The sequence below is a fragment of the Litorilinea aerophila genome, from assembly GCF_006569185.2.
GTDB classification, from domain to species: domain Bacteria; phylum Chloroflexota; class Anaerolineae; order Caldilineales; family Caldilineaceae; genus Litorilinea; species Litorilinea aerophila.
Map to the genome: position 1 here is coordinate 40,450 of NZ_VIGC02000029.1, position 22,114 is coordinate 62,563.

16 protein-coding genes are annotated in these 22,114 nt (G+C 67.2%); 6 read left to right on the forward strand and 10 right to left on the reverse strand.

The window, feature by feature from the left end; all coding sequences use genetic code 11:
* The first annotated feature begins 9 nt into the window (after window positions 1–9).
* Window positions 10–3,381 (forward strand): ATP-binding protein, encoded by a 3,372-nt coding sequence (locus tag FKZ61_RS18805; protein ID WP_170199991.1) that lies wholly within the window; start codon window positions 10–12, stop codon window positions 3,379–3,381.
* Here the strand turns inward: FKZ61_RS18805 and FKZ61_RS18810 are convergent.
* Both FKZ61_RS18810 and FKZ61_RS18815 read right to left on the reverse strand, forming a co-directional pair.
* Entirely contained in the window at window positions 3,378–3,776 is a 399-nt protein-coding gene (locus FKZ61_RS18810; protein WP_141611689.1) for a type II toxin-antitoxin system death-on-curing family toxin, read from the reverse strand. The genes FKZ61_RS18805 and FKZ61_RS18810 overlap by 4 nt on opposite strands.
* Window positions 3,773–4,015 (reverse strand): AbrB/MazE/SpoVT family DNA-binding domain-containing protein, encoded by a 243-nt coding sequence (locus FKZ61_RS18815; protein WP_229964318.1) that lies wholly within the window; start codon window positions 4,013–4,015, stop codon window positions 3,773–3,775. The genes FKZ61_RS18810 and FKZ61_RS18815 overlap by 4 nt, the downstream gene beginning before the upstream one ends.
* A gap of 216 nt (window positions 4,016–4,231) precedes the next feature.
* Between FKZ61_RS18815 and FKZ61_RS18820 the strand changes: the two genes are divergently transcribed.
* From FKZ61_RS18820 to FKZ61_RS18835, 4 genes are all read left to right on the forward strand, one after another.
* Entirely contained in the window at window positions 4,232–5,128 is an 897-nt protein-coding gene (locus tag FKZ61_RS18820; protein ID WP_141611691.1) for an SDR family oxidoreductase, read from the forward strand.
* Between the two features lie 61 nt (window positions 5,129–5,189).
* Complete coding sequence (locus FKZ61_RS18825; RefSeq protein WP_141611692.1) at window positions 5,190–9,227, forward strand: S8 family serine peptidase; 4,038 nt, start codon at window positions 5,190–5,192, stop codon at window positions 9,225–9,227.
* 182 nt (window positions 9,228–9,409) lie between these two features.
* Entirely contained in the window at window positions 9,410–9,994 is a 585-nt protein-coding gene (locus FKZ61_RS18830; protein WP_170199995.1) for a plastocyanin/azurin family copper-binding protein, read from the forward strand.
* A gap of 56 nt (window positions 9,995–10,050) precedes the next feature.
* Complete coding sequence (locus FKZ61_RS18835; protein WP_141611694.1) at window positions 10,051–12,441, forward strand: hypothetical protein; 2,391 nt, start codon at window positions 10,051–10,053, stop codon at window positions 12,439–12,441.
* Window positions 12,442–12,730: 289 nt separating this feature from the next.
* Here the strand turns inward: FKZ61_RS18835 and FKZ61_RS18840 are convergent, their stop codons facing one another.
* The 4 genes from FKZ61_RS18840 to FKZ61_RS18855 form a co-directional block, all read right to left on the reverse strand.
* The gene (locus FKZ61_RS18840; protein WP_141611695.1) at window positions 12,731–14,071 is read right to left on the reverse strand and encodes a dihydrolipoamide acetyltransferase family protein; all 1,341 of its coding nucleotides are present in this window, start codon (window positions 14,069–14,071) and stop codon (window positions 12,731–12,733) included.
* 5 nt (window positions 14,072–14,076) lie between these two features.
* Entirely contained in the window at window positions 14,077–15,087 is a 1,011-nt protein-coding gene (locus FKZ61_RS18845) for an alpha-ketoacid dehydrogenase subunit beta (RefSeq protein WP_141611696.1), read from the reverse strand.
* A 107-nt stretch (window positions 15,088–15,194) separates the two neighbouring features.
* Complete coding sequence (locus FKZ61_RS18850; RefSeq protein WP_141611697.1) at window positions 15,195–16,181, reverse strand: thiamine pyrophosphate-dependent dehydrogenase E1 component subunit alpha; 987 nt, start codon at window positions 16,179–16,181, stop codon at window positions 15,195–15,197.
* 111 nt (window positions 16,182–16,292) lie between these two features.
* Window positions 16,293–17,291, reverse strand: coding sequence for an ATP-NAD kinase family protein (locus FKZ61_RS18855; protein ID WP_141611698.1), 999 nt, complete (start codon window positions 17,289–17,291; stop codon window positions 16,293–16,295).
* Window positions 17,292–17,654: 363 nt separating this feature from the next.
* Between FKZ61_RS18855 and FKZ61_RS18860 the strand changes: the two genes are divergently transcribed.
* Entirely contained in the window at window positions 17,655–17,918 is a 264-nt protein-coding gene (locus FKZ61_RS18860; RefSeq protein ID WP_141611699.1) for a hypothetical protein, read from the forward strand.
* A 499-nt stretch (window positions 17,919–18,417) separates the two neighbouring features.
* Here the strand turns inward: FKZ61_RS18860 and FKZ61_RS18865 are convergent, their stop codons facing one another.
* Genes FKZ61_RS18865 through FKZ61_RS18880 form a run of 4 tightly spaced genes read right to left on the reverse strand, consistent with a single transcriptional unit; the run spans window position 18,418 to window position 22,106 of the window.
* On the reverse strand, window positions 18,418–19,413 hold the full coding sequence (locus FKZ61_RS18865; protein ID WP_211358636.1) for an ABC transporter substrate-binding protein: 996 nt from the start codon (window positions 19,411–19,413) through the stop codon (window positions 18,418–18,420).
* A 27-nt stretch (window positions 19,414–19,440) separates the two neighbouring features.
* Complete coding sequence (locus FKZ61_RS18870; protein ID WP_141611702.1) at window positions 19,441–20,232, reverse strand: ABC transporter permease; 792 nt, start codon at window positions 20,230–20,232, stop codon at window positions 19,441–19,443.
* Complete coding sequence (locus FKZ61_RS18875) at window positions 20,229–20,981, reverse strand: ABC transporter ATP-binding protein (protein ID WP_141611703.1); 753 nt, start codon at window positions 20,979–20,981, stop codon at window positions 20,229–20,231. Before FKZ61_RS18875 ends, FKZ61_RS18870 begins: the two co-directional genes overlap by 4 nt.
* An 18-nt stretch (window positions 20,982–20,999) precedes the next feature.
* Window positions 21,000–22,106, reverse strand: a complete 1,107-nt coding sequence (locus tag FKZ61_RS18880) for a helix-turn-helix domain-containing protein (protein ID WP_141611704.1) — start codon at window positions 22,104–22,106, stop codon at window positions 21,000–21,002.
* Window positions 22,107–22,114 lie beyond the last annotated feature (8 nt).

The window sequence follows — 22,114 nt, forward strand, 5'->3', positions numbered from 1 at the left end:
GACCGTCGGATGAGCACCCAGCCATCTCTGCTTGCGATACAACTCCTGGGCGACTTCCAGGTAACCGACCGACACGGGCAGCAACTCCTGGCCGAAAGCGAACGGCTGCAGGCCCTGCTGGCCTATCTGGTGCTGCACAGCCGCGCGCCCCAGCCCCGCCAGCATGTGGCCTTCCTCTTCTGGCCCGATACCCAGGAAGCCCAGGCCCGCACCAACCTGCGCAACCTGCTCCACCGCCTGCGCCGCCTGCTTCCCCAGGCCGACGCCTTCATCCACGCCGACGCCACCCTGATCGCCTGGCGGTCCGATGGCCCCTTCGTCTGTGACGCCCTGGCCTTCGACGCCGCAGTGGAAGAAGCCGAAACCCACCTCCAGGGCGGCCAGCATCAGGCCGCAGAGGCCGCTCTGCGCCGGGCCGTCCAGCTCTACCGGGGCGATCTGTTGCCCGGCCACTACGACGAATGGCTGCTTCCCCTGCGGGAGCGGTTGCGCCAACGGGCCTTCCGCGCCCTGGAGATGCTCACCCGCCTGCTGGAAGAACGCCAGGCCTGGCAAGAAGCCATCCGCTATGGCCAGACGTGGCTGCGCCTGGATCCCCTCAACGAGCAGGCATACCGCTGTCTGATGCGCCTGCACACGGCCCAGGGCAACCGGGCCGCCGCGCTCCAGGCCTATCACACCTGCGTCACCACCCTCCAGCGGGAGCTGGGCGTGGAGCCCGATGAGGTGACCCAGACGCTGTACCGCCAGCTTCTCCAGCGGGAGCCTGGGGATCTACCGGAGCCCACTGCACGTCGCCCCGCTCCCCTCATCGGCCGGGATGAGGCCTGGCGACGCCTGCTGGGCATCTGGCGGGCCGTTCGCCGGGGGCAATTTCCGCCCCAATGTGTCCTCATCACCGGCGAGGCCGGCATCGGCAAAAGCCGCCTGGCGGAAGAGTTCGTCCAGTGGGCGAAACGTCAGAACGTGACCACAGCCACCGCCCACGCCCCCACCTCCCGAGGACCTTTGGCCTTCGAACCGGTCGCGGCCTGGCTGCGCAGCCTGCCGCCCCCCTCCCTCCCTCCAGCCTGGCAGGTGGAAGTGGCCCGGCTTCTGCCTGACCTGCTCCCCGACGTTTCGGTGCAGCCCGGCCCGTTGCGGGAAGCCTGGCAGCGCCAGCGTTTCTTCGAAGCCCTCACCCGGGCCATCCTGAGCCAGCCCCAGCCCCTCCTGCTTCTGCTGGACGATGCCCACCAGGCCGATGAGGAGACGCTGGAATGGCTCCATTACCTCTTCCGCTACGATGTCCAGGCCCGGCTCCTGCTCCTCCTCACCGCCCGCCACGACGAGCTGGCGCCGGACCATCCCCTGTCTGCCCTGGCCCACGGACTGCAAGGGCGGGGGCAGTGGACCGTCCTGCCCCTGGCCCGGCTGAGCCCGGCCCAGACGGCGCGGCTGGCCGCCAACCTGGTGGGCCATGACCTGCCGGCGGAGACGGCGGCCGCCCTCTACCGACACACCGGCGGCACCCCTCTCTTCATCGTCGAGTATGTCAACAGTGGCCTGGCCACCCTGCCCGCGGACGCGCCCCTGCCTGAACAGGCCCGGGCCCTGCTCCTGGCCCACCTGCAACAGCTCTCACCCCAGGCCCATCTCCTGGCCGAGGCCGCAGCCGTCCTCGGCCGCAGTTTTACCACCGACCTGCTGGCCCGCCTCACCGAGCTGGATGAGGACCGGCTGGTACGCGCCCTGGATGAGCTGTGGCAGCGGCGTCTGTTTCGCGAGGAGGGGCCGGCCACCTATGCCTTCAGCCATGACAAGCTGCGGGAAGCAGTCTACGAGCAGCTCGGTCCGGCGCGACGTCAGGCCCTCCATGGGCGGGCAGCCCAGGCCCTGCAAAGCCTCTCCCCCCACGACCTGCGGGGCCAGGCCTTCCACCAGGAGCAGGCCGGCCACCGGCAGGCGGCCCTGGCCCTCTATGTCCAGGCAGCCCGCCAGGAGATGAACCGCTTTGCCTACCACGCAGCCCGGGAGCTGCTCCACCATGCCCGGACCCTGGCCGATGATTCCTTCACGCCCCTGCTGGTGGACATCTGGCTCCTGTTGGCTGAGATAGCCGATGTCCTCGGCCAGCCGGCCGATGCCCAGCAGGCCATCACCCAGGCCCTGCGTCTGGCCCACACCGTCGGGGCACCCCCTCAGCAGGCCCGCGCCCAGTACGTCGCCGGCCTCCTGGCGACGAAAACCGGCCAACACCCAGAGGCGTCCGTCTACTTTGAGCAGGCGTTGAAACTGGCCCAGACCCACCAGGACCCCACCCTGGCCCTGGACATCCTGCTGGCCTGGGGTGAACTGTCCATCCGGTGTGGCGACATGGCCACAGCCCGCCGCCACTTCGAGGAGGCCCGCGAATTGGCCCGGGAGACCCAGGCTGCAGCCCAGGAAGCGGAGGCCCTGGACGGGCTGGGTTTCATCTATCCGGCCTTGGGCGAACCACCGGAAAGGGCCGAACAGGCGTTGCGCCAGGCCCTGGCCCTGCGCCGGGCCGTGGGCGACCAGCTGGGCGAGGCGCGCGCCCTCTGCAACCTGACCAGCCTGTTGCAGAGCCGGGGTGCCCACGACCAGGCCCTGCAGGTGGGTCAGAAAGCCCTGGCCCAAAATGAGGCTGTCGGCTACCGGCGGGGGATGGCCGCAATCCAGGGGGCCATGGGGCTGGCGGCCTCGGCCCTGGGTGACTTCGCGGCCGCCACCACCTTTTTGCAGGACGCCCGGCAGACGCTGGAGGTCCTGGGCGACGTGGTCGGTGTCACCATCACCACGGCCAACCTGGGCCTGGTGGCCGAACGGGCCCACCACCTGGCGGAAGCAGCCCGCCTGTATCGGGAAGCGCTGGATCTGGCGGTGGACCACGGCGCCGCCCTCTTCGCCGCCATTGTCCGCCACGACCTGGCCCGGATCCACGTCAAACGGGAGGCGTGGCAGGAGGCTCTGGCGCTGCTCCCCGCCGCTGAAAGGTACTTCCAGGAGACAGGTGACCGCCTCTACACCCAGAGTTGCCGTACCCTGTTGGGCCGGGCCCTGCTGGCGTTGGGTCAACGGCCCCGGGCCCGGGAGCTGGCGGAAGGGTGCTGGCAGGCATGGCAAGAGGGGGGATGGAGCGGCGAATTACTTCCCGACTGGCTCTGGCACCTGGCCGACCTGCTGGCCGCGCTGGGCGAAACACAGCGGGCCCGGCAGGTGCTCGCCGCGGCCTACGCGCACCTGGAAGAGGCCGCAGCCGCCATCCAGGATGAGGCCCGCCGCCGGGCTTTCTTCGAGCAGGTCCACGTTCACCGCTGCATCTGCGAAGCCCATGCGGATTGGGTGCGGCGCGCTGGAAAGAAGCGTGAACCCCGCTAAACGCTGTTACCAGGGTCTCGGACCGTATGCGCGCGCAGCCAGGCGGCGATTTCGACAATTTCCGGCCTGGCCCTGGTGACGTACAGGGTGAATGTCTCCACTTCCTGATTGGACGCCACCAGCCGATAGCCGTTCTGACGCAGGAAGAGGGCTGCCGCAGCGATTCCGGTGCGCTTGTTGCCGTCCACAAAAGGGTGATTGTGGATGAGGGAAGCCATCAGGGCGGCTGCCTTGGAGAAGAGATCGGGATACAAATCCTGGCCGCCAAAGGTGGTCCAGGGCCGGGCCACGGCTGACTGGAGCAGGGAGAGAGCCCGCACCCCGTGCATGCCGCCTGTCTCTTCAATGAGGCGGGCGTGCAAAAATAACACCTGGACAACAGTGAGCGCCTTCATTGGCGAGCCAGGGCTTCCAATGCGGGGCGATACTCCTCAATGAACGCCGCGACCTGGCGGGCAAATTCCTGGTCAACGTCGAGAAGCGCCGGACTCACCGGGCTGATCACGATCTGCCGTCGCTCCTGGTCCACTTCCACAGAGACCTCATCTCCCTCACCCAGGCCCAACTGGCCCAGGGCATCTTTGGGAAGAGAAACGACAATGCTGTTTCCTGTCCGAAAGATCTTGCGTATCATCATATCCTCCTGTGTATTGACACCCCAATGTAATGACATTGTAAGTATACAGCCAGGTACCCCGGCGTCAAATTTGAGCAAAACCTTCTCTACTTCGACAGAACGGTAAGCCCCCCATTCAACCGTAGCCCAAGGCGCCCATGAAACGCCTGTCAAACGCCTCGTTTGGTATACCGGGTATGACGTCAACCGGAATGCAACCAAAGGAGGCTTCCCATGATCCTCGTCGTCGGTGCCACCGGGCAATTGGGCGGCCTGGTCACCCGACGCCTGCTCCAGAACGGCTGGCCGGTGCGCGTCCTGGTGCGTAAGCCGTCCCCCGCGGCGACCCTTGCCGGCCAAGGACTGGCCACCGACTCCGCATCCCTCATCGCAGCCGGCGCTCAGCCGGTCTATGGCAACCTGACCGCACCGGCCTCCCTGGTCCACGCCTGCCGGGGCGTGCACACGGTCATCACCACGGCCAACGCGGCTTCCCGCCCCGGCGAAACCGTGGAACAGGTGGACCTGTGGGGTAACCGCCACCTGATCGATGCGGCCGTCACCGCCGGCGTCCGTCGCTACCTCTTTGTCTCAGCCCAATTCGCGGACGCCCACAGCCCTTCCGACTTCCTGCGGGCCAAAGCGGAAACCGAAGTCTATCTGCAAGCCAGCGGTCTGGACTACACCATCCTGGCCCCCAACGCCTTCATGGACACCTGGATCTCCGGGCTGGTGCTCAGGCCCATCTTCCAGGAGCGGCCCGTTACCCTGGTGGGCAGCGGTGCCCGGCGGCATGCCTTCATCGCCATGCAGGACGTGGCCGCCTTCATCCTGGCCGCCCTGGAGCATCCGGCCGCCCATCATCGCCGCCTGGTGCTGGGCGGCCCCGAAGTCTTCTCCTTCCTGGATGCGGTGACCGCCGTGGCGCAGCTCCTGAACCGCTCCATCCCTGTGGTCCATGTGGCGCCGGGCGCGCCCATCCCCGGCCTGCCGGAGGAGGCATGGTCCATGGCCGCCTGGCTCGACACCTTCGATTCTCCAGTGGAGATGGCCGAAACCGCAGGCGTCCTCGGCGTGCCCCTAACTTCCCTGGAGGCGTTCATCCGCCGACAGTTGGCCCAGGCCGCATAAAGAATTCCACCCGTCATCCACGATATTTTTTGCATCGAAAGTTTGTTAAAGGAGGGGTATCATGAAACATCCACGTTGGCGCCGGCTGCTTCTGCCGCTCTGGGGGGCAGCGCTGGCCGCGGCGCTCTTCTTCAGCCTGAACGGCCCCCCTGCCAGCGGACAGGGGCCGGACTTCCCCGCCGCCGACCCGGACACGGCGGCTCTTCTGGAACGCCTACAAGCCCAGGGCAGCCTGCGGCTCATCGTCATGCTGGACGTGCCCTGGCGGCTGGAAGCGCTCCAGCAGGTGGGCGCGGCCGATGCCCAGGCCGCAGCGGTGGCCCAGGCCCAGCAGGGAGTGCTGGCGTCCCTGCCCGCCGACGGCATCGCCAATCCCATCGCCGACCCAACCTTCCCCGATCTCTCCCTGGAGGTCACCTCGCCGGAGGCACTGGCCGCGCTGCTGGCGGATCCCCGGGTGCGGCGGGTCTACCCGGCCCTGGAGGTGCCACCGCTTCTATACGAGAGCGTTCCCCTGATCCGTGGCCACTTTGCCCACACCCTCTTCTACCGGGGCAACGGCCAGGCCGTGGTGGTGATGGACACAGGGGTGGACCGTTTTCACCCGGCCCTGTCGGGGAAGGTGGTGGCAGGGGCCTGTTTCTCCACGCCTGGCGGCGGGGCGACCTCCCTCTGTCCGGGCGGCGCGTCCAGCAGCACCACCCTGGCCTCGGGGCAGTCCTGCGCCAGCAGCATCTCCGGCTGTGACCACGGTACCCACGTGGCCGGCATCGTGGCCGGCGTGGCCCCGGAGGCGGACCTGATCTCCATCCAGGTCTTCCGTCGCGCCACCGACAGCGGCACCAATACCCCCTGCGCCAATGCCAACCGCACCAGTCCCTGCACCCTCTCTTCGGCTGCGGACATCGATGCGGCTCTGGCCTACGTCTACAACACCCTGCGCGGCCAGCACAACATCGCCGCCATCAACATGAGTTTGGGGGGCGGCAAGTACACGGCCCTCTGTGACCAGTTTGAATCCACCAAGCTCCGCATCGACGCCCTCACCGCGGCAGGCATCGCCGTGGTGGTGGCCACAGGCAATAGCGGCTTCACCGATGCCATGGGCTGGCCCGCCTGCCACAGCTCCACCGTCAAGGTCAGCGCCACCGACAAGTCCGACCGGGTGGCCAGCTTTGCCAACGTGGCCCCCTTCATGGACGTCTTTGCGCCGGGCGTCAGCATCTACGCACCGGTGCTCGCCAACCAGTACCAGTTCAAGAGCGGCACCAGCATGGCCGCCCCCCACGTCGCCGGTGCCTTCGCGGTCATGGCCGAGGCCCTGGCTTCGGGATCCAACCCGCCCGGCGGCGCCGCCAAGGTCTTCCGCATCCGCACCCTGCTGCGGGACACGGGCATCCCGGTGAACGACAACCGCAGCGGTGGCTCGACGACCAAACCCCGCATCGACCTCTACGCCGCCCTCTGTGGGGAGATCACTTGTGACAGCGACGACTATCCCACCCTTTTCATCGGCCAGACCCGCTCTGCCGCCATCAATCCTGGCTCGGATCGGGATTTCTTCTTCTACAACGGCCAGGCCGGCGATCGCCTCACCGTGGCCGTGGACCGCACCAGCGGCAGCATGGACCCCTACGTGGAGCTCTTCGACCCCGATGGCACCCGGGTCGCCGTGAACAACAACGGCGGCGACGGCCTCAATGCCTTCATCAACGGGTACATCCTCCAGCAGACAGGCCGCTACCTGATCCGGGTGCGCAGCGCCAACAACCTGGCAGGCAGCTACCAGATCCGCCTCTCCCAGGAGGTGGTCACCCTGAACCCGGCGCCCCACATCACCGTCATTTCGCCCAACAGGGCCTCGGCCAACCCCTTTGCCTCCGACTTCTGGGTGCGCATCGATGGCCGGAACTTCCTGCCCACTTCCCGGGTCTACTGGAACGGTTCTCTCCGCTCCATGTTCTACAGCAGCAGCAATCGCATCTGGATCCGGGTGCGGGGCAGCGACATCAACTTCCCCGCGCCGCGCACGGCCTTCATCAGCGTGCAAAACCCAGGGCCCGGCGGCGGCTATTCCAACGTCTTTCCCTTCAGCGTCCAGTTCCCCTTCCTGGGCGAAAGCGAACTGCTGGCGCCGCCCCTGGAGAGCACCATCACCACCGGCGTCACCACTACCTTCGCCCTGCGCTGGACCGCGCCCGTCACGGCCACCACCTGGCGCAGCATGCAGAGCATGGACCTGATCCTGCGGGATCAGCAGGACAACGTGGCGGCCTGGGTGCGGGTGATCGAGCAGCCCGGCCCCAACAGCTTCTACACCCTGCTCAACGGCGCCCAGACGGGCCAGCCCGTGGGCGAAGGAGAGCCGGCGCCGGATGAACCCCAACGCCAGCAGGGGCTGCCCGGCGAAGACCGCCTGCTGGTCATCACCGACACGGTCACCCTGGTGCTGGCCGAAAGTGAGTTCTTCGGCTCGGGCCTCACCGCCATCATGACCCCGACCCTCGTCTTCGGCCCCAACGCAGTGGGCACCTACAACGTGGAATTCCGGGTGGACCGCAAGGTGGAAGACCCCGACCAGCTGGCGGAGGACGAGGACCTGGTGCAGGAAGACATCCTGGGGCGCATCACCATTGTGCCGGCCGACTGCCCGGCACCGGTGCGGGATGTCACCCTCTCCGGCCCGCAGGACGGTCTGGTGGGGGTGGACTATCTGTTCAGCGCCACGGTGGACCCGGGAGCGCCCACCCAGCCCATCACCTACACCTGGGCGCCGGAGCCCCTCTCTGGCCAGGGGACGCCCCAGGCCACCTATCGCTGGGAAGACGCCGGACTGCAGGTGGTGAGCGTGGGCGTGGAGAACTGCGTGGGGGTAGAGACCGGCGCGCCCAACTTCGCCGCTGCCGTCCATCCGGTGGGCACCTACGCCACCGTGGAGCCGAATTTGAGCATCACCAAGCGCGGCCCGGCCACCACCCTGGCCGGCGTCCCCCTCACCTACACCCTGACGGTGCGCAACGCCGGCGCCATGACGGCCACCAACGTCCTGGTCACCGACACCCTGCCCGCGGGCGCCGCTTACGTGTCCGGCGGCACCCTGACAGGCGACCAGGTGCGCTGGGAGCTGGCCGAACTATCCCCCTACGGCACCAGCGTCAGCCTGGTCTACACGGTGACGGCCAGCAGCCACCTGACCAACACCGCCTACGGGGCCAGCGCCGACGGCGGGGTCAGCACCACCGGCGCCCAGACGGTGACCACCTACCGGGTGGATGCCCAGGCCCAGGCCTCGCCCACGGTCACCGCCACCCTCGTCTACACCGGCCCTTCGGCCCAGGCAGGCGCCGCCTCCATGCAGGCCAGCACCGTCCTCACCGTGCCCCCGGGCGCCGTCTTCGCCGAGACCATCCTGGCCTACAGCGAGAAGGATGAGCCGGGCTATCCCCTCCCCGAGGATCGCCACGGCGCCGGGCGGGCCTTCGAGCTGGCCTTCTACCAGGAAGACCAAGCCAAAACGGATCTGACCCTGGCCGAAGCCATCTCCGTCTCCCTGGGGTACGATGCCGATACGGTTCCCGACCTGGCCGAGGCAGGGCTGCAGCTCTACCGCTGGGACGGCAGCGGGTGGAGCCAGGAGGGCATCACCTGTACGGTGAACCCGGCCCAGGGGCAGGTGGACTGCCACGTGGAGGCCGCGCAGATGGGCCGCTACGCGCTCTTCTACCCGCGGCTGGCCGCGCTGACCGTAGCCGGGGGCGGTCAGTCCCAGAAGGGTGCGGCCGGCGCCACCGTCCGCTACACCCTCACCGTCACCAACACGGGCACCGGTGCGGACAGCTTCGCCGTGGCCGTGAACGGCGCCTGGCCGGCGTCCCCATCGCCGTCGTCGGTCGGCCCCTTGAACGCCGGCGAGGCCGCCTCCTTCACCGTGGACGTCACCATCCCCGCCGATGCGGCCCCCGGCGCCTCGGACGTGACCGGCGTCACCGTCACCTCGGCATGGGATAGCACCGTCCGGGCGGAGGCCCAGTTGACCACCACGGTGGAAGCCCCGGCCCAGGAGGAATGGCGGGTCTACCTGCCCAACGTGCAGCGATAGGATATCCACTCGCCCATACATCCCAGACGGCCACTGCCAGCGTTATGCCAGTAGAGTCTGGCATAAATGCCAGGGCGGGAATCCGGCCGCTTTCCCCCCAGGCGCGGCTGCCGGTGGATTTCCGCCAGGATTGACCGATGGAGAATCGCGCTTCAATGTTCAAGGCTGGAAGGAGGATACCCATGCAGCAACCATCATCGGCCCGGATCCGCTGGCGCGCTGTCGGCATTCTGGTTGGGTGCGCGATCCTGGCGGCCTGGCTCTTCACCCCCCTGGCCCAGGCTGCCGGGGATGTCGCCATGCGCTTTGTCCTGGCCTCGGGCGGGGGCGTCCAGGGGGCATCAGTGCGCCTGCACAGCGTCATCGGCGCGACCCTGCCCGGCGTGGCCACCAACGGCAGCGTGGCCCTGAGCAACGGCTTTCTGCTGCCCCCCAGCCAGGCCCCGGCCGCGGAGATCACCGTCCGGGTGGGGGACAACTTCTTTGAACCCGCCCTCATCACCGTGAACGTGGGCGATACGGTCACCTGGGTCCGGGAGAGTGGCATCCACAGCGTCACCGCCGACGACGGCAGTTTCGAACAACCCCTGGGCGGCAACTGGAGCACCTTCAGCCACACCTTCACCCAGGCCGGCACCTTCCGCTACTACTGTGAGGCCCACGGCGGACCCAACGGTGTGGGGATGGCCGGCACGGTGATTGTGCAGGGGGATGAGCCGCCGCCAGGACCGGATCATGTCATCTATCTCCCGGTGGTACACCGATGATATAACCGATGGCGCAGTTGTGTGAGAGCGCAGTTGTCTGAGAAAGGAGCACATCCGTGAAGCACGCCTCTATTGGGAGCCTGGCCCTGAGCCTTCTGCTGGCCGTGCTGGCCCTGGCAAGTCTGGGATCCGCCCAGGCCGCGCCTGCTACCTTGAACAGTCCCCCGTCCCTGGTAAACTTCCAGGGCCTGCTCACCGATGGCAGCGGCGCCCCGCTGGCCGGCCCCGTGAATCTTACCTTCGCCCTCTACGATACCCAGTCCGGTGGCAACAAGCTCTGGGAAGAGACCCACACCGGCGTCCCCCTGGACGGCGGCTACTTCCACGTGATGCTGGGCGGCATGTCGCCCTTGACCGCCGGGATGCTGGACGGCCCAGAGCGTTGGATGCAGGTGGCCGTGAACGGCGGCTCGCCCCTACCCCGACAGCGGCTGGCCAGCGTCCCCTATGCCATCCTGGCCCAAGAAGCAGTCACAGCCGCCTCTGCCACATCCGCGCCCTGGAGCGGGCTGACCGGCGTGCCGGCCGGGCTGGACGACGGCGACAACGACACCACCTACAGTGCGGGCCTGGGCCTGAACCTGGACGGCACCCAGTTCAGCGTGGCCGAGCCCTACCGTCTGCCTCAGGAGTGCACCAACGGCCAGGTCGCCGAGTGGAACGGCTCTGCCTGGGCCTGCGGCACCGACGACGTGGGCAGCGGTGGGGGCGGTGGGGGTGGCGGCGACATCACCGGTGTGGCGGCCGGCCCGGGCCTCACCGGCGGCGGCACCAGCGGCGATGTCACCCTGAGCGTGGACTTCGCCGGAACGGGCAGCGCCAACACCGTGGCCCGCAGCGACCATAACCACGACGACCGCTACTACACCGAGACCGAGTTGCAGACCTCCGGCAGCGCGCAAGTGCACTGGGGCAACCTGAGCAACGTGCCGGCCGGCTTTGCCGACGGGACCGACGATGTGGGCCTGACCAGCGTCACCTGGGCGGACATCCAGAATCGCCCGGCCGGGCTGGACGACGGCGACGACGACACCACCTACAGCGCCGGCACAGGGTTGAGCCTGAGCGGAACCCAGTTCAGCCTGGACACCGGCTTCACCGACAACCGCTACTGGCGGCTGGAAGGCAACGCCGGCACCGATCCGGCCAGCCACTTCCTGGGCACCACCGACAACGTGACCCTGACCCTGGCGGTGAACGGCACAGCCGCCCTGCGCCTGGCGCCCACGACCGGCACGCTGAATATCATCGGCGGCTACAGCGGCAACAGCGTCGCCGCCGGAGTGGTAGGAGCCACCATCGGCGGGGGTGGAAAGGGAAACGGCGAAGAAAATCAGGTGATCAGCACCTTTGGCACCGTGGGCGGGGGCTTTGACAACGTAGCCGGTGACCCCAATAGCTTGAGCAACTGTTGTGCCACCATCGGCGGCGGCGCCAACAACACCGCCAGCGAGCGCAGCACCACCGTGGCGGGCGGCACCGGCAACACGGCTTCTGGGAGGCGGGCGACGGTGGGCGGCGGCCGCAATAACACCGCCAGTGGCAACCACGCCACGGTCAGCGGCGGTGACGGCAACACGGCCGGCGGCGCCGGCGCGGTGGTGGGCGGTGGCGGTGTGGCCCTCGATGTGTCTGATAACGAAATCACCGAACCCAACCAGGCGTTGGGTGTGGCAACCACCATCGGCGGCGGCGCGGGCAACCTTATTATCGCCGAGGCGACCTACGGGGTTATCAGTGGCGGCTACCAGAACGTCATCACAGCGACAGCCGAGTACGCAACGGTGGCCGGCGGGTGGGACAACACCGCCGGGGAAAGTCTGGCGACGGTCAGCGGGGGATCGGGCAATGAGGCAAACAGCTTCTGGGCCACGGTAGGCGGCGGCCAGGACAACATCGCCGACGGCAACCGCTCTACCATCGGCGGTGGCGCCGGCAACACCACCACATCGGACGCCTATGGCAGCACCATTCCGGGCGGCGTCTTCGCCAACGCCTCCCACTACGGCGAGATGGCCTACGCCAGCGGCCGCTTTGCGGCCAACGGCGACGCCCAGACCTCGGTCTACGTCCTGCGCCAGACGACCAGCGGGACCACGCCTGAGGAACTCTTCCTGAACGGCTACGAGGGAACGGCCGACTCGCTGAAAGAGCGCATCACCCTTGCCTCCAACCGGGCCGTTGCCTTCGACATACTGGTGGTAGGGCGCAGCTCTAGCGGGGAGTCGGCCGGCTATCGCATCGTGGGGCTGATCGAGAACTCGTCCGGGAACACGGCCTTCATCGGCACGCCCACCACCACGGTGCTGGGCGAAGACGATGCCAGTTGGGACGTGACGGTACTCGCCGACAACACCAACGACGCGCTGGCGATCCAGGTCACCGGCGGGAGTGGCGATGAGGTTCGCTGGGTGGCCACGGTGCGTACGGCAGAGGTGAACTGGTGAGGTGGTGACCCAACCAGGTGGATCCTGCCACAGATGGACACAGATCCGACATGGCTCTCGCTGTGGGACCTGGGTCATCTGTGACTCCCCTGCAAAAAGGGCATTTTTAAACGCAAAGGTGCAAAGGCGCAAAGGCGCAAAGAAACGCAAGAGGGAATCGCCCGAATCAGCGTTCATCGGCGTGGGTCAGCGTCCTCATTTGACCTTTTTGCAGCAGAGCCATCGGTGAATGTCAAACGTGCAGCGGTCGCCAGGCCAACACGACCTGACGACCGCTGCCCAGGCGGGCTCAGGAGGGGCCCACCAGAGAATCCGGATCGCCCAACAGCTGACAGACCCGCTGCAGAAAGGCGGCAGCGGGTGCCCCGTCGATCAGGCGATGGTCCACCGTCAGGCTCAGGGTCATCATCTGACGCCAGAGGATGCCGGTTTCCCCCCGCACAAGCTGTTCGTAGATGCGGCCCACGCCCAGGATGGCGGATTCAGGCGGGTTGAGGATGGGCGTAAAGGCATCGATGCCATACATCCCCAGGTTGGTCACGGTGAGGACACCGCCTGCCATCTCGGCTTCCGACAGCCGACCGCTGCGGGCCAGCCCGGTCAGGCGCTTGATCTCAGCGCTCAACGCCGCCAGGGAAAGCCGATCGGCATCCCGCACCACCGGCACCACCAGACCATCCTCCAGGGCCACGGCCACCCCCACGTGGATCCCCGGCAGATACTCCAGGGCATCATCTGCCCAGCGCACCCGGATGTGGGGATGCTGAACCAGGGCCAGGGCCACCGCCCGGACCAGCAGGTCCGTATAGGTGACGCCGCCGTAGGTGGCATCCGACGTGGCTTTCCACTGCTCTCGCATCTGGACCAGGTCGGTGACGTCGGCCTGGGCAGTCATGGTCAACTGGGCCGTGTTGTGGAGGCTCTCCATCATGCGTCGAGCGATGGCCCGACGCATGGGGCTCAGCGGCCGGCGCTCCACCCCCACGGCTTCCCCAGTCCCTTCCTCAGATGGAGCCGTGGCACGCTGCTCGAGGACGGCCCGCACGTCCTGCTCCACAATGCGCCCGCCCGGGCCTGTGCCCTGGATGGTGGCCAGGTCGATGCCATGCTCCCGGGCTATCCGCTTGGCGATGGGGGTGGCACGCACTTCCACGGCAGGGGCTGCGGGGGAGGGCGCCTGCGCCTGTTGTGCGGCCCGGCGCACATCCTCCTCGGTGATGCGCCGTCCATTGGCCGGCGTCACCTGGGCCAGGTTGACACCCAGCTCCCGGGCCAGGCGGCGGGCCGCCGGCGAAGCCGGGTAGGTGGACGTGGCCCCGGCCTGGGGTGCCTCCCCGGCCGGGGTGGCTTCGGCGGCGGGGGTCGCGGGCTCGGCGGCCTCCTCCGTTTCATCGGGCAGCAGGAGCAAGGCCAGGGTCTGCCCCTCTTTGATCACTGCATCCCGGGGGGCCAGGATGCGGTGGAGGCGGCCATCCACCGGCGCCTCCACCTCTGTGCTCACCTTGTCGAATTGAACCTCCAACAGGGGCTCGCCGGCGCGCACGGTTGCGCCTTCCCGCTTGAACCAGGCCACCACGATCCCTTCTTCGGCGCTGCTGCCCATGGGCGGTAGCGTGAGTTCGTAGGGCATGCCATTCACTCCATCATCGACCGGACGGTGGCCGCGATCCGCTCTGCGCTGGGCAGCACGAACTGTTCCAGCGGCCGGCTATAGGGGATGGGCACGTCGGGCACGGCCAGGCGACGGATGGGCGCGTCCAGGTAGTCCAGCGCCTCCTCGGCCACGATGGCGGCGATCTCCCCGGTCATGCCAAAGCTGTGGTAGTCCTCATCCACCACCAGGAGGCGATGGGTCTTCTTAACCGAATTGACCACCGTTTCCTTGTCCAGGGGCACCAGGGTCCGCAGGTCGATGACCTCGGCCTCGATGCCCTCCTTGGCCAGCTCGTCGGCGGCGTCCAGGGCCCGGTGGACCATCATGGCCAGGCTGACGATGGTCACATCGTTGCCGGGACGCTTGATGTCGGCCTGGCCGAAGGGGATGGTGTAGGGCTCTTCGGGCACGGGCGTCACCGAGCGGGGGTGATACTTCATCCAGCCCAGGCCCATCAGCCCCTTGTGGAAGAAATACATCACCGGGTTGTCGTCCCGGATGGCCGAAATCATGAGCCCCTTGGCGTCGTAGGCAGTGGAGGGAACCACCACCTTGAGGCCGGGCACGTGGGCGAAGATGCTGTAGAGGCACTGGGAGTGCTGGGCGGCGTCGTTGTAGCCGCCGCCGATGGCCGTGGTCAACACCACCGGGTAATGGGCATGTCCGCCGGACATGTAGGTGTTCTTGGCCAGGTGATTGTAGATCTGGTCCATGCAGACGCCGAAGAAGTCCACGAACATCAGCTCCACAATGGGCCGCATCCCCTCGGCGGCCGCGCCCGTGGCCGCGCCGATGAAGGCGGTCTCCGAGATGGGGGTGTCCATGACCCGTTCGCCGCCATATTTTTCATATAGCCCCTGGGTGGCGCCGAAGATGCCGCCGTAGATGCCCACATCTTCGCCCATGACGAAGACACGCTCATCGCGCTCCATTTCTTGATCGATGGCTTCGGCAATGGCCTTGGCCATGGTGAGTTCTCGTTCGGTTGCCATAGGTGTCTCTCCCGTGGAATGAGCTATTTGGATGCAAGGCCACCACGTTCACAGCGTTTCCAGATCCGCTGCAGGTCCTCTGGGCTCGGGACGCCCGCCGGAAGCCGTTACACGAATACATCCTCCAGCGCGCTTTCGGGCGCAGGGTAGGGGCTCTGGCGGGCATAGGCAAAGGCGGCATCCACGTCCGCCTTGGCAGCATCCCGGGCAGCATCCAGCTCTTGCTGGGTGGCCATGCCCTGTTCCAGCAGCTGGTTGCCAAAACGCAGGATGGGATCGTTGGCCTTGAGCTTGGCCACTTCATCCTTGGGCCGGTAGACCTCGGGATCGCCCTGGAAGTGGCCGTAGAGGCGGTCGGTCTTCACCTCGATGAGGCTGGGCCCCTCGCCCCGGCGGGCACGCTGCACCGCTTCCCCTACGACCTCGTAGACGGCCAGGACGTCATTTTCATCCACCCGAACGCCGGGGATGCCGTAGCCGGCTGCGCGCTGGCTGTTGTCCGGGATGGCGGTGGATTGATGCTTGGCCACCGAGATCGCCCAGGAGTTGTCCTCGATGATGAAGAGGACGGGCAGCTTCCAGAGGGCAGCCAGGTTCAGCGCCTCGTGGAAGGCGCCCTGGTTGGCCGCGCCTTCACCGGCGAAGGCCACAGCCACCCAATCCTTGCCCATCTTTTTGGCGGCCAGGGCTGCGCCACAGGCCGGGGGGAAGCTGGCCCCCACAATGCCGCTGCAGCTGAACTTGTGCTCCACATCGAAGAGGTGCATGTGCCCCCCTTTGCCCTTGCCCAGGCCGGTCACTTTGCCGAAAATTTCGGCGGCCAGCTTGTTCAGCTCGATCCCCTTGGCAATGGCAAAGTGGTGGGGGCGGTGGGTGCCGACCACCGTGTCCTCTTTGCGCAGGTGCATGCATGTGCCCACGGCCACCGGCTCCTGCCCGGCGGCCAGGTGCATCTCACCCGGCACCGGCCCAGAGCCGATGTCGAATGCGGGGGTCTTCCCCTCCATGTAGGCCGCGGCCATTTCATCCTCGAAGTGGCGAATGGTCCACATCTGGCGATACATGGCGAGCAGTTGATCTTTGGACAGATTCATAATGTCTCTCCCCATGGTGAAAACAGTTGGCCGAAAACAGGTAACGCTACGGAAGAAAGGTTCAGATGAAATCAGCCCTCGAGATGAAGGGAGGGAGCGACGGCAAGAGGATCAGGATGCGTGAACAGGCGTGCCCACAAAGAGGCCCTGCCGGGCCGCGTGGCGCAGGGTACGCGCCAAATGGACCACCACAGGGCCCTCTGCGCTGATAGACAGGGTCACTTCCTGCCCAGGCAGCAGGCTGTACTTCCGTTCCCCGTCCAGGGCAATTACGGCAGGGCCGCCATCGACGGGGATCCGCTCTCCCAACTGGAGCCGACGATGGCTCTTCACCGGCACGGGCTGGATGATGCCCGGAGCCACCGGCGCCAAGACCTCCACGCCTCCAGCCCCCAGTTCGATGTACAGACCTTCGTGGGGGCCCAAGGGTGTCTGCTCCAGAAAGCCGCCGATGGCCGAGAGCCCAATACTGGTAGGCTCGGCCCGGGCAAAGACGGCTGCTTTCACATCATCCATGTTCCAGACGGCGCGGGAAGCGATAAAGCGGGAGCGGTAGACCACCGCGTCCACCAGGGCGATTTCAGCCAGGTCCGGCCCACGCCACAGCTCAATCCGCTTGGTGGGTTCGGTCGCCACGTCCAGGGGCACCAGGCCCAGGGCCGTCAGACCGGCCGCCAGGCCGGCGAGGGTCCCCTCTACCATGATGGGGAAAGCGTTGTTGGTGCCGGTGGAAATGGGCATGAGGGGGACCCGGCCACTGGCCTTGGCCACGGCCCGATTGGTTCCATCGCCGCCCAGGGTGACCAGGGTGCGGACGCCGATCTCGACCATGCGTGCGGCGGCCTCGGTGGAGTCGATCTCCTCGAAACGGGGCTGCATCTCCACAAAGCGCACGTCCAGTCCCAGGCGTAAGTTGTCCAGCGCCTTGTGGCCGATATGGTAGGCGTCTGGCATGATCCAGACCTGTTCCACGCCCACGGCATCCAGCCCCAGCAGGACGCGACGCACGATGTTGACCTTCTCGTTGTTGTCAAAAACGGAGGCATGGGCCACCAGGCGGCGAATATCCCGACCGGCAGATGGGTTCGCGATGATACCGACAATGGACATGCTGCTTCCTTCCCCTGTGGGTTGGCAGAAGAAACTCGGCCGGTTATAGGCAAGTTAGAGGCGAACGCAGCCAGGCAAACTTCTGTTTTGGGGACCCGGGCTGGGAGTCACAAGGGTTCACTGCTGTGAACCCCAACATGGAACGTGCGCATCGGGAAAAAGGCGAGACATGACAGGCCAGGGAGGTATGGGCAGCGCACCTCAGGAGCCCAGATGGGGCCGGGCTCCTCCCTTTCCCACCTGATTCCATTCTAGCGACAGAAGCAGGGTCGTGTCAACTGTAGCGGCGGGGCAGCCGGGAGCCCACGCGCTCTTGACACCATAGTGTCAACTTTGTATTATCCCTATACGGAGGTGAAAGCCATGGAAAGACAGCGCATCCAAGTCTATGCTAATACCGAAATCAAGCGCCGTGTGGAACTGGCGGCGGCCAAACATAATATGTCGGTCACTGAATATTGCCTCGCCGCCATCCAACAACAACTCAATGATGATGAGCTGCTAGAAGAAGCCCATGTGACGATTGCCGTCAACCCCACCCTTCCAGCGCGTCTTGGCGTTAAAGATTCGCCTGTCTCATCGCAAGGGTATTTTCCCCCTGGCCTGGGAGCTGGCCAAACAGTTTAACCAGCCCCGCGCCTACGACACAGCGTACCTGGCCCTCGCCCAGTTGCACCAGTGCGACTTCTGGACCGCGGATGAAAAGCTCTACAACGCGGTGAAGGATGCCCTGCCCTGGGTGAAATGGGTCGGCAATTTCGCCCCCAACCCATGAACCCACACTGAGCAAACCCGATGAACCCGTGTTGAGCCGCGAGGCGGATGCGGCGCCAGCAGAGCTCAAGCCCATGATCGGCGGGCTGGAGCCCCACAGCAGGGGCATCCCAGATTTTAGGTCGATTTGAAAAGAGGGGCGACAGCTCTGTAGGCGCCCAGAAGGCTCCCGCCCCCCGTGGCGGCCCACCCCCTGGGAGCCTACCAGCCGTAGGTCCCGTTTCCATACGGGACTGCCTTTGTGCGGTATGGAAACCGCACCTACCTGCCTTGCCAGGCATCTGGAACGCCCCCCACAGCGCGCCAGGAGGATGACGTGGAGCACTTCCTGCCCGGGGCCGTCCGGAGAGAGTCAGGGCAGCAACGCCGTGGTAAAGACCTGATCCACGTCCACCGGCCCGGGCAGGGCGCCGTATTGCAGCAACATGTCCGCCAGGGCCTGCCACTGCTCCCGGGTCTGCCAGCCCAACCCCTGCTGGTCCGTCAGCTCGCTCTGGGCATCCCGCCACTCGGTCTCGAGCATATACGCCATGTGCCCCCGGTCCGTCTCTGGCCCCGCATACTTCAACACGGCATCCACCGCCTCTTCCGGATGCTGACCGGCATATTCCATGCCCCGGATGGCCGCACGCAGGAAACGGGCCATCCGGTCCGGGCCCTGGTCGATCACCTCAGGCGTGGTGACGTAGGTCAGGCCCAAGGTGGGCACGCCGTAATCCGCAGCCTCCCACAGGACCAGGTCGTAGCCCCACTGACGCAGCAGATACGGCTCGTTGGACTTGAAGACGGGGTAGACGTCCACCTGCCCTTCCGTGAGGACCCGGGGGTCGAAGCCCACGTTGACCAGTTCCACCTGATCCACGTCGGCCCCGGCCGCGTCCAGCAGGGCGAAGAGATCCGGCGGCGGTGTCCCCTTGTAGCCCACCACGTGCCCCTCCCAATCCTTAGGCGTCTCCAGCCCCCGGCCGGCCAGGGCCGCGAAGGCCTGCTGCCCCCGCTGGCCGATGAGGGCGATGGATACCAGGGGCAATCCCGGGTCGGCCCGGCGCTGCAGCAGCACGGCCGCATCCTGGGTGGTCACGTGGACCTTGCCGGCCGTGAGCAACTGGAGGTGCTCTCCCCGGCCGGCCGAATGCTCAATGGTGACCTCCAGCCCCTCCTGGGCAAAAAAGCCCTTCTCCTGGGCCACGTAGACGCCCACAAAGGGCAGGTTCGCCTGGGGCTTGTACCCGGCCATGAAGACCACCTCCCTGGACGACGGCGCCTGGACCGGCTGGGCAATGCCCACGCAGGCCGCCAGGAGCACGGTTGCCAGCAGGATGGCCAGGGACTGAAATCGGTGGGACATAAAACAGCCTCCTTGATCGATGAAAACTCACCAAAAGACCACCCGCCGCTCCAGCCAGCCCACCAGCCCATACAGGGCAACCCCCATGGCCGCCAGGCAGAAGACCGCGGCGAAGAGCATGGGCAGGTTCAGGTTGGTGTAGGCCAGCCACATGGAGCGCCCCAGCCCGGACGATGCGCCAGCCCACTCGGCCACCACGGCACCCACCAGCGATAGGGGAGCCGTGACCTTCAGCGCGGCGAAGAGATAGGGCAACGCCGCCGGCCAGCGGGCATAGCGAAAGGTTTCGGCCTGGCTGGCATGGAGGGAATGAAGCAGGGAAAGCAACGCCCGGTCGGCGCCGTGGAGGCCGGTGTGGACGTTGACCAGCACCGGAAAGAAGGTGATGAGCCCGGTGATGATGATCTTGGGCCAGGCGCCAAAGCCCAGCCAGATGGTCAGCAGTGGCGCAATGGCCACCAGGGGCGTGGCTTTGATGAGAATGGCCAGGGCCAACACGCCACGGGCCAGCCGCTGGCGGAAGGTGATGGCCGCGGCCGTCAGGGTGCCCACGCCCACGCCCAGGGCCAGCCCACCCAATGCCTCCCCCAGGGTCACCAGCGCGGCCGAGGCATAAAAACCGGGCATGCGCATCAGCGTCTGGGCCACCAGGGACGGGGCCGGCAAAATGTAGGGCGGCGTCTCCGTCAGGCGCACACCCACCTCCCACAGCAGCAGCGTCCCCCCCAGGATGGCCGCCACCGACATCAGGTCCCACGGCACCACGGTCCCAGGCTCCAGGCTCGCAGGCGGCCGGGGGGATAGGTGGCGAGCGCTCATGGCCTGCCCTCCCGCAACACAGACCGGATCTGGCGAATGGGCTCCATCATCTCCGGCGCGGTTTCATCTCGGGGTCGGGGCAGCGGGATGGCCAGGTCCGCACACAGGCGACCCGGCCGGTCGCTGAGCACCACCACCCGGTCGGCCAGGCGCACGGCCTCGGGGATGTGGTGGGTGACCCAGAGCACCGTCGGGCCAAACTGCTGCCAGAGCTGGAGCACCTCATCGGCCAGCACCTCCCGGGTGAGTTCATCCAGGGCGGCGAAGGGCTCGTCCATCAGCCAGAGGCGGGCACCGGTGGCCAGGGTGCGGGCCAGGGCCACCCGCTGCTGCTGACCGCCGCTCAGGGTGTTGGGATAGGCGCGGGCATAATCGGCCAGCCCCACCATGGCCAGCAGCTCTTCCGGCGCCATGGGCGGAGAGCCATGCCCCTGGTTGACCCGCAGGGGCAGCCGCACGTTGTCCAGGACAGTGGCCCAGGGCAACAGGGCCGGCTGCTGGGCCATCCAGCCGATGGCCTTGCGTCGGCGGGCTTCCTCCGGCGGCGCGCCGTCCAGCCGGATGGTGCCGGTGGTGGGTGGCATCTGGTCGGCCACCAGGCGCAGCAGGGTGGATTTGCCGCAGCCGCTGGGGCCCACCAGGGCCAGAAACTGGCCAGAGGGTACGGTGAGGGTGATGGGACCCACCGCCGCCAGCTCGCCCGCACGGCTGGAAAAGTGCTTGGATACGTGGTGGAGCTCGATGTACATGGCCGCCAGCGCCTCCGCTCAGGGTTGACGCCATGCGCTGAGGTGATGGGGGACGATGCGAAACGCACGCCAGCCCGCGGTGCTCTGGGGTGCTCCGCCGGCAGGCCCCAGGTAGCGGGCGCTGATGCGCTGGAAGAGCCCGGCATCCGCGTCGGAGAAGGCTTCCGCGGGCCCCCGGGCCAGCACCCGGCGCAGGGGTGGCCAGGGCTCGTCCACCGTCAACGCCACGTGGGCGTTGGCCGCCACGTACCGGGCCCAGCGAGAATCGGGCCAGGCTGCGATCCAGAAGGCACCCTCCCGCCACTCGTACCAGACGGGCACCACATGGGGCTGGCCGTCCGGCCGCACACAGGCCAGCCGCGCGGCCCAGGGGCCGGCCAGGAAATGGTCCCGCTCCTCCGCTTCCAGGGGAATGCTCTGGCCTGGGGAAGTGCTCCCCGACCCGCCGTAGGGGTGATAGGCCACAGCGCCAAGTCGGTGGGAGATGCGCGCGGCGGTGGCCCGAAGTTGAAAGAGGAGGGCATCCCGGCGTTCCTCGTGCCAGCGGAAAGCCGGGGTGACCAGCACCAGCGCCGCGTCCGCGTGGATGCCGTCCGCACAGATGGGCACCGCCAGCTCCACCACATCCGCGCGGCGATGTTGGGCGGCGGCTTCCCTGTGCACCTGGGTCAGCGAATCACCGGCAGAGCGGCCGGCCAGCAGGACCTGTCCCCCTGCACAGCGGCCAGCCGGCAGACGCAGCCCCACCGGGTAGACGGCGCGCACCGTGTGGTTCGCCGGGGCCTCGGCCACGACCACCGCCTCGTCCCCGTCCAACACCATCAGCACAACCGTTTCCGGGAAGGCGCGACCGGTCTCCGCCGTGAAGAGGGCGGCCAGGGTATGGGGGCCGGCCGGCGCGGCCAGGACTGCCAGCCGAGGTCCCGGCAGGTAGGGGCCTCGGGGAACCGGCTGCTCCACGTAGCCCCGCTGCCGCAGGGTGTTCAGCAGCCCGTACAGGGCGCTGCGGGGGATCCCCAGGCGCCTCTCCAGCTCGCCCGCGCTGAGGCCATCGGGCGCGGCGGCCAGATGTTCCAGTAGCTGTAAAGTTCGTTCGGCCGCAGGGACCGGCTGATAGGTGGCCATGGCAAAGG